The following is a 10,010-nucleotide window of genomic DNA, read 5'->3' as shown; positions in this document are numbered from 1 at the left end:
GTAGAGCCACCCCATGGGTGGCTGCTCTCCGGTGAGGGGCCGGGTAGGCACAGACGCTGTTCTTCGTTTCGGCATCGCGCTCAGCCACCCATGGGGTGGCTCTACCTCCCCGTGTGCAGGTCGCCTGGACACACGCGCAAAAAAAAGCCCCGATTCCTGACGAACCGGGGCGTTCTTCTGAAGGGCGTTGCAGGCCGGGTCCCCCGGGCCGTTCGCCTGTCCGACCAGGAACCCGGCCGCTGTTACTCGATCGGCTGGTCCAGCATCAGCTGGCGCGCGAAGCGCACCGGCGGGGCGCCGTAGGACAGCATCTGGTCGTGGTAGGCCTTCAGGTTGAACTTCTCGCCCTGCTTGTCCTGCACCGCCTTGCGCGTATCGAAGTGTTCCTGCGCGCCCACGAAGTAGGTCGGCAGCTGTGCCGAGGTCAGCTGCGCGCGCACCCACTTGCCCGACGCCTCGCTTTCCTGCTGGAACGCATCGTGCGTCATCAGGTGCATCGCCTTCTCGCGGCTCCAGTTGTCCACGTGCACGCCCTGGTCCAGGATCGCGTTGGAGATCGTGCGCAGGTAGAACTTCAGCTGCACCAGGTGGAACAGCGGATCGTTATCCAGGTAGCCCTGCTCCTGCATCATCCGCTCGGTGTACACCGCCCAGCCTTCGGCAAACAGCCCCGAACGCAGCACCGCGCGCAGCGTGGACGGGAACTTGCCCGAGTGCCAGCCTTCCAGGTAGTGGCCCGGCGTGCCTTCGTGGATGCTCAGCAGGTGGATCATCCGGCTGTTGTACTCGCGCAGGAACGAATCCACCTGCTTCTCGCTCCAGTCATCCGGAATCGGCGACACCGCGTAGAAGGTCTTCAGGTTCTTGTCCAGCGGGCCCGGCGAATCGCAGTAGGCCACCGCCACGCCGCGCTGGAATTCGGGCATCAGGATGATGTCCACCGGCGAATCGGGCAGCGTCATCAGGTCGTGCTTGCGCACGAACTCGGTCGACTGGGCCAGCGCCGCCTTGGCATCGTCCACCACCTTGTCGCGGGCCGGCTTGTCGGCGTAGGCCAGCTCCAGCGCGGCCTCGATCGCGGCCTGCTGCTGGTCGTCGCTCGGGTTGGCCGGCAGGGCCGGGGCACCGGGCTTGTCCTTGAGCACGGTCTGCGCGATGCCGTACATGTCCTGGCGCACGCGCTGGAGTTCGGCACGTGCACGCTCGCCGATCTCGGCGCGCGACAGCGACGAGTTCAAGGCGAACTTCAGCTTCTGGTCGTACAGCTCCGCACCGATGCGGAAATCGCCCTTGGCGTTGGGCACCAGCGTCTTGTCCAGCCAGGTCTGCTGCTCTTCCACGGCCTTCTTCAACCCATCGATGGCCGCCTGCAGGCGCTTGCCGTCTTCGGCCGGCAGCTCGCCGATGTGCGGGGTGATGAAGGTATCGACGATGCTGAGGATGCCGCGGTTCTGCTTGGCCACCGTCTCGGCGTGGATCTTCGGCACGCGGGCCGGGTCCAGGTTCTCGCGCGCCTGGGCGAAGATCTGCGGCAGCTTCTCCATGCGCGCGGTCGCCGACTTCAGGCGCTCGGGCAGCGGCGCGAACTCACGCGCCATCAGCCCGTAAATCGCGCTGCCGGCCACGCCGTTGTACAGCTGCGGGTCCCACTTGGCCGACTGCAGCACCTCGGCATTCCAGATCTCGGACTGCAGCTGGTTGCGCAGGATCGCCGCGTCGACCTGGTTCTCGCGCGAGAGCTTGCTCACATCGATCGTGTCCAGGTCGGCCACCAGCGCCTTGTAAGCGGTCAGCATCTTCTGCTGGCCGGCGGCGCTGAGGTCGTCGATCTCCGCATCGTAGCGGTGGTCGCCGATCTGGGTAGCGCTGATCGGGGACAGCTGCATCCAGGTGTCCAGGGCGCGCTTGGACAGATCGGCGAACGCGGTATCGACCGCCGCGTCACCGGCGCTGGCCGGCGCAGCGGTGCCGGTCGGGGCCGTCGGGGCGTCGGCCGGCTGGCAGCCGGCGAGGGCGGCGATCAGGGCGAGGGCGAGAAGATGCGGGCGCATCGGCGATCCTGTGCTGTGGTCAATCGCCGAGCATAGGCTGCCTGGCCCGATCATGCCCGTGCCATTGGATTACCATGGCCCTTTCACCGGGAGGGCGTGCCATGCAATACGAAGGGAGCTGTCATTGTGGGCAGATCGCGTTCGTGGTCCAGGCCGCCGAGCCGATCACCGAAGCGATGGACTGCAACTGTTCGTTGTGCCGGCGGCGGGGCGGGTTGCTCTGGTTCGCACCGCGCACCGCGCTGGAACTGACCACCGACCCGGCCGGCGTGGCCACCTACCAGTTCAACAAGCACCACCTGGAGCACCACCATTGCCGCACCTGCGGGATCGCCCCGTTCAGCGAGGGCGTGGACCCGCGCAGCGGGCAGGCGATGGTGGCGGTCAATGTGCGCTGCCTGCCCGGGATCGACCTGGAGGGCCTGGCGATCACGCGTTACGACGGAGCGAGCAAGTAGATGAACCGGATGATCTGGCGCCCGCGTGGCGCCCTGGCAGGGATGCTGGTGCTGGTGCTGGTGCTGGCCCTGGCCGGCTGTGGCAAGTCGGCGGGCGCGCCCGAGGGTGCCGCCGGCGGTACCGGGGCCGTGGCCTCGCCCGAAGGCGCGGCGCTGGCCTATGAACACGACATCGACATCCAGCTCGATGCGTCGGCGATCGGTGCGCGCGTGAAGGCGATCGCCGAGGCCTGCCAGACGGCCCGCTTCGGCGACTGTGCGGTGCTGCAGGTCGGCCAGCAGGGCGGCGAGTACCCGACCGGGTCGGTGCGCGTGCGCATCGCGCCCAAGGGCGTGGAGCCGATCATCGGCCTGGCCGGGCAGGGCGGTGAGGTGTCCTCGCGCAACACCCATGCCGAAGACCTGGCCCAGCAGGTGGCCGACACCGCGCTCACCCAGGCCCGGCTGAAAAAGGAACACGAGCGCCTGCTGGCCTACCAGGACGGCAAGGACGTGAAGATGGCCGACCTGCTGGTGATCACCCAGCGCCTGTCGGAGATCGAGGCCGGCGTGGAGCAGGCCAACAAGGAGGCCGCGCAGCAGCGACGGCGCATCGACACCCAGCTGGTCACGATGCAGTTCCACACCCCGTCCGGGCAGCGCAGTCGCAGCGAGATCGGCGAGGCGCTGCGAGAGTCCGGCGCGATCCTCACCAGCAGCGTGGCGTTCGTGATCCGCGCGGTGGCCGCGCTGGTGCCGGTGGCGCTTGTGCTGTGGCTGTTCGGCTGGATCGGCATGAAGCTGTGGCGTCGCCGCCGGCGGCGCAACGCGCACGCAGGCTAGGCCAACCGGGAACGCGGCGCCGGCCTGGCCGGCACCGCGCCCGCATCAGCCTTCGTCGTGCTCGTACTCGACGAACACGTCCAGCTCCAGCGCCAGTTCCTGCACCGCATCGCGCACGCGCTGGGCGGTGTAGGCATTGCCCACTTCCACCTCCAGTTCGTGGCTGCCCGGACCGATGTCATCGGACAGGCCGGCCGAGCTGGAGTCGTCGTCGTCCATGTGCGGCATCAGGTCGTCGGTTTCCTCGACATGCTCCACGCCGTCGATGCTCTGCAGCAGGTCGGAGATGGCACGCGCGTCGTCTTCGGTGCCGGTGATTCGGAGTCGCAACAGGGCCATGGAGCACGCCTTGGGGGAAAGGAGGTCCAGCCTAGCCAGCCGGTGGACAAGGTCGGGTGAGGACGGGCTGAACCTTTCGTTGGCCGCTTACGGCCGGCCCAGCAGTTCGTCGGGCAGCGCCGGGATCGGCGTGCGTTCGTCCTGTGCCTCGCGCTTGAGCCAGTCCATGAACGCCAGCGCCGTGGGGCTGAGCGGGCGGTGCTCGGCATGCACCACGTAATAGGCGTAGCGCGCCTTCAGGTCCGGGCCGGGCAGGCGCACCAGCTCGTAGCGTTGCAGGTAGGGCTGGGCGATGTGCTTGCGGGCCAGCACCGCGCCGATCCCGTAGACCGCCGCGCGCATCGCATCGGTGCTGTCGCTGAAGGTGTGCAGCGAGGGCAGTTCCAGGCCGCGGACACCGGCCGCACGGAACCAGTCGCGCCACCCCTGCGGCGACATGTCGCTGATCAGCGGCAGCGTGGCGATCTGCGCCGGTTCGCGCAGCGCCGCCACCCCGGCCAGCGCGGGCGAGGCGACCGGGCACAGGGCATCGTCCATCAGGTGGTGCGCGCGCAGGCCTGGCCATTGGCCCAGCCCGTAACGGATGCCCAGCTCCGGCCCGTTCTCGTCGAAGCGCACCAGCTCGGTGCTGGTCTGCAGTTCGATGCGCACCTGCGGGTGCTGGGCGGTGAAGCGCGCCAGGCGTGGCACCAGCCAGCAGTAGGACAGCGAGCGGATGGTGGTGATGCGCAGCGGCACGATGTCCGCGTGCGGATGCAGGTTGCCGGCCACCGCATTGAGATCCCCCAGCGCCGCGGCCGCCGCATCGGCCAGCTGGCGCCCCTCGGCCGTCAGCCGTACCCCGCGCGCATGGCGCTGGAACAGCATCGTGCCCAGCAGGTCTTCCAGCCTGCGCACGTGGTGGCTGACCGCACTGGCGGTGAGGTGCAGCTCCTCGGCGGCGTGGGCGAAATTCTGGTGGCGCGCGGCGACGGCGAACACCCCCAGCGCGGGCAGCAGGGCGGGGCGAAGGATCATGGGCGAGGCTCAAATGAAATTTGCGGCTTGCCCGGATACTACGCGCTTGTGGGCCATCGGCGGGAGGCGGATGCTGTGCGCCTGTCCCCCCGGAGCCACCCCATGTCGCCGTCTGCGAATGCGCCCTTGCCGCATGCCCACCCGCTGATCGGGGGCCGGCCATGAGCGGCGTGCCGGTGGCCGCTGCCGTGGTCGAGCGCGACTGGCGCACGCCGCTGGAGCTGACCGTGCTGGGCGCGATCTGGGGCTGCTCGTTCCTGTTCATGCGCGTGGCGGTGCCGGCGTTCGGCCCGTATGCGCTGGTGGAGGTGCGGCTGCTGCTGGGCGCCCTGGTGCTGCTGCCGTTCCTGTGGCAGGCCCGCGCCCATTTCCCGGCGCGACGCTGGCTGTGGCTGGCACCGATCGGGGTGATCAATTCGGCCATTCCGTTCGTGTTGTTCGCCTGGGCCGCGCAACGGGCGCCGGCGGCGATCGGGGCGATCTGCAACGCCATGACCGTGTTGTTCGCCGCGCTCATCGCCTTCCTGTTCTTCGGCGAAAAGATCGGCCTGCGCCGCGCCATCGCCCTGCTGGTCGGGTTCGCCGGCGTGGTGGTGCTGGCCACCGCCAAGGTGTCCGGGCTGAGCATCGGCGCGGCGGTGGTGGCGGGCGCGCTGGCCGCGCTGCTGTACGGGCTGGGCGTGAACCTGGTCAAGCGCCACATGACCGGCCTGCCGCCGGCGGCCTCGGCCGGTGCCACGCTGGGCTGTGCCGCCATCGCGCTGCTGCCGATGGCGCTGACGCACTGGCCCAGCGCGCCGATCCCACCGTTGTCCTGGGCCTGCGCCGTTGCCCTGGGCGTGGTCTGCACCGGACTGGCCTTCCTGATGTTCTACCGCCTGATTGCCCGCATCGGCCCGGCCCGCGCATCCACCGTCACCTATCTGGTGCCGATGTTCGGCGCCTTGTTCGCCTGGCTGTTCCTGGGCGAAGCGGTGACCTGGGCGATGGTGGTGGCCGGGGTGTTGATCCTGGGCAGCGTGGCGGCGTCGCAGAAGCGCTGAGGTGGGGTGGCGCCGCCCTCGCGGGGTGGCGCTACCGTTCGGACCGGACCGTCGTCGCGGGGGAATCGCTCAGCGCGTCGGCACGGCGATGTTGCACAGGTCGATGTGCCCGGCCGGGCGCTTGTAGAAGTCATCCACGCGGTTGCGTCGCGCTTCCACCACCTCGGCAAAGGTTGTGGAGCCGGTGCGCAGCACCTCCAGCCTGGGGCGCTCGCCTGCCGGTACGTCGGTGGCGCGCCGGATCGAGCGGATCGGCGTGCGCTGCGCCGGATCGGCATAGAAGCCCATCGGTGCCGGCCCACGCGGCAGCGCGCTCAGCAGTTCCATGCCCTGCAGCACGCGCCCCACCACGGTGATGTTGCGGTCCAGTTGGCGCGGCGACTGCCCGGTCACCACGTACAGCTCCGCCCCGATGCTGCTGTCTTCCTCGTTGCTGCGGCCCGCGCCCAGCGTGCCGTAGCAGTGCGCCAGCCAGGTCTTGCCGTCCTTGCGGTCCTGGCCCACTGCAAATCCCTCGACAAAACCGGTCTGGTCCGCCCAGCCATCGCGATCGGGCAACACGCTCACCTGCAGCCCGGCACTGTCGCGCTGGAACTCGGCCGGCAGCTTGCGCTTGGCCTTGCCGAGCGGTTTGGCCTTGGCCGCATCGTCGGCATCGATGTCGCCGAACTGCACCACGAAATTGTCCTGCGCGCGGTAGATCGTTTCGCCATCCCAGAAATGCGCATGCGCCAGGGTCTGGATGTTGGCCACGTGCTCGGGCGCGAACGCCGGCGCCAGTTCCAGGATCACCACACCGCCATCGAGCGTCATGTAGAGCAGGTTGGCCGGATCGGGCGTGCGCCAGTCGCTGGCCGGCGAGGCGTCCAGGATCTGCTGCGGGCTGCGATAGGGCGTGGCCGCACTGGCGGCAAGCGGCAGGGCGCAGGCCAGGGCCAGGGCGAGCAGGGCAGGACGACGTAGCGACATGGCAGACCCTCGATGCGGAAGCCTCGATTCTGCAATAGTCGCCGGGCGCTAACCAGCGTGCCGGGTCACGCATCGGTTACCGTGGCGCCTGCGCGTTCTTTTTCCTGTCAGGGATGACATGTCCACACTTCCCCCCGACCTGCCCGCGCTCGCCGCCCGTGTGGACGCCGCCAGCGCCCATGCACGGCAGTTGCTCGCCTTGACCCTGGCCCAACTGACGCCGCCGCTGCAGACCGCCGGCACCCCGGCGCAGCAACTGGAGGCGCTGCCGGTGGCCCAGTGGTTCGAGCTGGACCAGCGGCTGCGCGGCTGCGTCGGCCATGCCTTCGGCGGGTGGCCCGGGGACGCGGGCACGGCAATCGCCTGGGATGTGCTGCCCGCGTCATTGCAGCAGCCACTGTTGTTGCTGTCGTGTGCGCATGCCAATGGCCGCGTGCGCGAGCAGGCGCTGCGGCGGCTTGTGCACTTCCCTGGCCGGCTGGCGTTGTGTGCGGCGCTCGTGCGCAGCGCGGACTGGTCCCGGCACGTGCGCGTGCGCGCCCAGGCCACGGCGGCGCAGCTGCTGGCGGCCTGCAGCCTGGCCCAGGTCGTGGCGAGCTGGCCGCTTGTCCTGCGCCTGCAGGCGCGCGGCCGCCTTGATGCGGCCTGGTTCGATCAACAGGTGCTGGGCTGGCTGGTGCAACCAGGCCAGGTGGCGTTGCTGCAGGCCTTGTTGCGCAGCCCTGACGACCGCGTGCGCGCGTGGTCGCATCGTTACGTGCTGGATGCGGCGCCGGCCTGGGCCGATACGCTGGCCGTCACCGCCATCGCCGACCGCAGCGCTGCTGTTGCGTTGCACGCCCTGCGCCATGCATTGCGCCGCCAGCCGCCGGCAATGCACCCGGAGATCGCGCGATCCGCCTTGGGCTCGCCGCGTGCTGCGGTCCGCCGCGAAGGGTTGCGCGCGCTGGTGGCGGCGCAGGGGCCGGGCTGGACCGAGGCCGTCCACGCCGGTCTGTTGGATCGTGCGGGCGCCGTGCGCTCGGTGGCCGCGTTCGTGCTGCACGATCGGTTGGGCGCCTCGCCACTGCCGGTGTGGCGACAGGCCCTCGATGCGGCTGCGGACCGGCCCTCGCTGGCGGCGCTGACCGCGCTGGCAGATCGCGCCGAGCGCGAGGATGCGGCGCGTTTCCTGCGCTGGTTGCCGCGCGCGGACGGACGGCTGCACTGGCATTGCGTGCGTGGGCTGGTGCGCTGCGCCGACCTCACCGACGCGCCGACGGTGATGGCGCTGCTGGCTGGCGGCAACCGCCGCGCGTTGCGCGTCATGCGCCAGGCAGTCGTGGATGCGCGCTTGGTGCTGGACCTGCCGATGCTGCGCGCGCTGTGGGCGATGGGGCCACTGGATACCTGCCGCCAGGCGACCCTGGCCTGGCTGCTGATCCCGTTGCCGCATTGGCGGCGGCTGCACCTGGTGTTGTCGCTGCTGCCGCTGGACACCCTGCCAAGGGGCCTGGCGGCAGCAGATCCTGGAGGACTGGCTCCTCGACAGCGGGCGCTACGCTCCATTGGGTGCCGGCCACCGGCAGTCGCTGCTGGACCAGATGGCGCAGTGCCACCCGTGGATCGAGCCGGCCCAGGCGGCTCTCATCGAGGCCGCCCTGCGCCGGCATTAGCGCGGCCAGCGCGCCCTCCCAAGCGGCAGGGTGACTAAGGGCACATTCGCTATACCGGACTTCACACTAGTGTTGACTTCAACGTAGTGGAGAAGCGGCCATGGGCGATGACGAGGTCTACCTCAAGAAGTTCCAGAAAGAGCTGAGCGCCGGCACCGTGTCCCTGGCGATGCTCGCCGTCCTGGCCAAGGCCGGCGAGCCGTTGTACGGGTATCTGATCGCCAAGGAGCTGGAGCGGGTGGGCGAGGGCGTGCTGAGCGGCAAGCAGAGCGCGCTGTACCCGGTCCTGCGCAACCTGGAAGGGGCCGGGTTGCTGGAGAGCCATGTCGAACCGTCGATGGCCGGACCGCCGCGACGCTACTACCGCATCAATGAACGCGGTCGCCAGGTGCTGGAACAGTGGACCCAGGCCTGGCGCGCCACCCGAGATTCCGTCGATTCCGTGTTGGAAGGGGTACTGCAATGAACGACCAGACCATGACGGGCAGCGGCCTGCCCACCACCATTGCCCAGTACCTGGCGCAGCTGCGCGCGGCGCTGCACGATGCCGATCCGGCGATGGTGCAGGATGCGCTGTACGACGCCGAGGAGTACCTGCGTGCCGAACTGGCCGCCCAGCCCGGGCGCAGCGAGGGCGAGGTGATCGCCGACGTGGCCGGCAGCTATGGTGCACCGGACGAAGTGGCCGAGATCTACCGCGAGACCGAGATCACCGTGAACCGCGCGCTGCGCGTGCCCAGCGCCGGCGCGCGCCCGCTGGCACGGGTGGTGCCGGCCGCGGTGGCCGATCCGGCCAGCGTGCCGCCGCCGGCCAGGCCGGCCGCACCGCCGCGCTCGCTGCTGGCGCGCTTCTTCGGCGTCGCACTGGAGCCGCGCACCTATGGCGCGCTGTTCTACATGCTGCTGTCGCTGGCCACCGGCATCTTCTTCTTCACCTGGGTGGTGACCGGCCTGTCGCTGTCGCTGGGGCTGATGGTGCTGATCATCGGCATTCCCCTGACCGTGCTGTATTTCGGCTCGGTGCGCGGGCTGTCGCTGCTGGAGGGAAGGCTGGTGGAAGCGCTGCTGGGCGAGCGCATGCCGCGCCGGCCGACCTATTCCGACCGCAGCCGCACCTGGCTGCAGCGGATCGGGGACATGTTCACCGACGGCCGCACCTGGCTGACCCAGCTGTATTTCGTGTTGATGCTGCCGCTGGGCATCGTGTATTTCACGATCTTCACCACGCTGTTGTCCATCGCCCTGGCCTTCATCTGGTCGCCGATCGCCGCGCTGTTGTTCGACGACAAGTACTGGGGCATCTGGGTGGACGGCCAGCAGATGCTGCCGATCGGGCTGACCCCGGTACTGGCGCTGATCGGGGTGCTGCTGCTGTTTGCCACCCTGCACCTGGCCCGCGGCATGGGGCACCTGCACGGGATGATGGCCAAGCACCTGCTGGTGCGGCTGTAAGTCCAGGCCGTTGCGAGGGCCGATCGTGCCGGCCGCCGACGCGGGATGAAGCGGGACGCGGGATGAAGCGGGACGCGGAATGAAACGAGGCGTGGAATGAAACGCGATGCGGGATGAAACGGGTAGTGCCGGGCGCCGGGCGGGGGCCCACCCATACTGGCTGTTCCGGGTACCCCCACCGCGCCCCCCGACCCGACGCGCCCT

10 protein-coding genes are annotated in these 10,010 nt (G+C 69.6%); 6 read left to right on the top strand and 4 right to left on the bottom strand.

Annotated elements, in window-relative coordinates; genetic code table 11:
- Nucleotides 1-242: 242 nt before the first annotated feature.
- Entirely contained in the window at nucleotides 243-2,051 is a 1,809-nt protein-coding gene (locus RSA25_RS16335) for a DUF885 domain-containing protein (RefSeq protein WP_332809898.1), read from the bottom strand.
- A gap of 101 nt (nucleotides 2,052-2,152) precedes the next feature.
- Here RSA25_RS16335 and RSA25_RS16330 point away from each other — a divergent pair, with 101 nt between their 5' ends.
- Both RSA25_RS16330 and RSA25_RS16325 read left to right on the top strand, forming a co-directional pair.
- Complete coding sequence (locus tag RSA25_RS16330) at nucleotides 2,153-2,509, top strand: GFA family protein (RefSeq protein WP_332809897.1); 357 nt, start codon at nucleotides 2,153-2,155, stop codon at nucleotides 2,507-2,509.
- A complete protein-coding gene (locus tag RSA25_RS16325; protein WP_332809896.1) occupies nucleotides 2,510-3,331 on the top strand; it encodes a DUF4349 domain-containing protein in 822 nt (273 codons plus the stop codon).
- Between the two features lie 45 nt (nucleotides 3,332-3,376).
- On the opposite strand, the gene RSA25_RS16320 is transcribed toward RSA25_RS16325, so the two are convergent.
- Both RSA25_RS16320 and RSA25_RS16315 read right to left on the bottom strand, forming a co-directional pair.
- Nucleotides 3,377-3,670, bottom strand: a complete 294-nt coding sequence (locus tag RSA25_RS16320; protein WP_332809895.1) for a hypothetical protein — start codon at nucleotides 3,668-3,670, stop codon at nucleotides 3,377-3,379.
- A gap of 87 nt (nucleotides 3,671-3,757) precedes the next feature.
- Complete coding sequence (locus RSA25_RS16315) at nucleotides 3,758-4,687, bottom strand: LysR substrate-binding domain-containing protein (RefSeq protein WP_332809894.1); 930 nt, start codon at nucleotides 4,685-4,687, stop codon at nucleotides 3,758-3,760.
- Between the two features lie 161 nt (nucleotides 4,688-4,848).
- Between RSA25_RS16315 and RSA25_RS16310 the strand changes: the two genes are divergently transcribed.
- Nucleotides 4,849-5,730 (top strand): DMT family transporter, encoded by an 882-nt coding sequence (locus RSA25_RS16310; RefSeq protein ID WP_332809893.1) that lies wholly within the window; start codon nucleotides 4,849-4,851, stop codon nucleotides 5,728-5,730.
- 69 nt (nucleotides 5,731-5,799) lie between these two features.
- Here RSA25_RS16310 and RSA25_RS16305 read toward each other — a convergent pair whose 3' ends face one another.
- A complete protein-coding gene (locus RSA25_RS16305; RefSeq protein ID WP_332809892.1) occupies nucleotides 5,800-6,699 on the bottom strand; it encodes a peptidylprolyl isomerase in 900 nt (299 codons plus the stop codon).
- Nucleotides 6,700-6,817: 118 nt separating this feature from the next.
- Between RSA25_RS16305 and RSA25_RS16300 the strand changes: the two genes are divergently transcribed.
- The 3 genes from RSA25_RS16300 to RSA25_RS16290 all read left to right on the top strand — a co-directional run bounded on the left by RSA25_RS16300 (nucleotide 6,818) and on the right by RSA25_RS16290 (nucleotide 9,806).
- Nucleotides 6,818-8,392 (top strand): hypothetical protein, encoded by a 1,575-nt coding sequence (locus RSA25_RS16300; RefSeq protein ID WP_332809891.1) that lies wholly within the window; start codon nucleotides 6,818-6,820, stop codon nucleotides 8,390-8,392.
- A gap of 62 nt (nucleotides 8,393-8,454) precedes the next feature.
- On the top strand, nucleotides 8,455-8,820 hold the full coding sequence (locus RSA25_RS16295) for a PadR family transcriptional regulator (RefSeq protein WP_332809890.1): 366 nt from the start codon (nucleotides 8,455-8,457) through the stop codon (nucleotides 8,818-8,820).
- Entirely contained in the window at nucleotides 8,817-9,806 is a 990-nt protein-coding gene (locus tag RSA25_RS16290) for a sensor domain-containing protein (protein ID WP_332809889.1), read from the top strand. The genes RSA25_RS16295 and RSA25_RS16290 overlap by 4 nt, the downstream gene beginning before the upstream one ends.
- Nucleotides 9,807-10,010 lie beyond the last annotated feature (204 nt).

Origin of the sequence: Stenotrophomonas sp. (genome assembly GCF_036662295.1) — a bacterium.
In the GTDB taxonomy this organism is placed as follows: domain Bacteria; phylum Pseudomonadota; class Gammaproteobacteria; order Xanthomonadales; family Xanthomonadaceae; genus Stenotrophomonas.
Note: the sequence above shows the minus strand (reverse complement) of the source record. Positions and strands in the feature narration are given on the sequence as shown.

What these genes read in the sequence shown, in the direction of transcription:
- RSA25_RS16335 (WP_332809898.1), bottom strand. Translation starts at nt 2,051, where the DNA reads ATGCGCCCGCATCTTCTCGCCCTCGCCCTGATCGCCGCCCTCGCCGGC.
- RSA25_RS16330 (WP_332809897.1), top strand. Translation starts at nt 2,153, where the DNA reads ATGCAATACGAAGGGAGCTGTCATTGTGGGCAGATCGCGTTCGTGGTC.
- RSA25_RS16325 (WP_332809896.1), top strand. Translation starts at nt 2,510, where the DNA reads ATGAACCGGATGATCTGGCGCCCGCGTGGCGCCCTGGCAGGGATGCTG.
- RSA25_RS16320 (WP_332809895.1), bottom strand. Translation starts at nt 3,670, where the DNA reads ATGGCCCTGTTGCGACTCCGAATCACCGGCACCGAAGACGACGCGCGT.
- RSA25_RS16315 (WP_332809894.1), bottom strand. Translation starts at nt 4,687, where the DNA reads ATGATCCTTCGCCCCGCCCTGCTGCCCGCGCTGGGGGTGTTCGCCGTC.
- RSA25_RS16310 (WP_332809893.1), top strand. Translation starts at nt 4,849, where the DNA reads ATGAGCGGCGTGCCGGTGGCCGCTGCCGTGGTCGAGCGCGACTGGCGC.
- RSA25_RS16305 (WP_332809892.1), bottom strand. Translation starts at nt 6,699, where the DNA reads ATGTCGCTACGTCGTCCTGCCCTGCTCGCCCTGGCCCTGGCCTGCGCC.
- RSA25_RS16300 (WP_332809891.1), top strand. Translation starts at nt 6,818, where the DNA reads ATGTCCACACTTCCCCCCGACCTGCCCGCGCTCGCCGCCCGTGTGGAC.
- RSA25_RS16295 (WP_332809890.1), top strand. Translation starts at nt 8,455, where the DNA reads ATGGGCGATGACGAGGTCTACCTCAAGAAGTTCCAGAAAGAGCTGAGC.
- RSA25_RS16290 (WP_332809889.1), top strand. Translation starts at nt 8,817, where the DNA reads ATGAACGACCAGACCATGACGGGCAGCGGCCTGCCCACCACCATTGCC.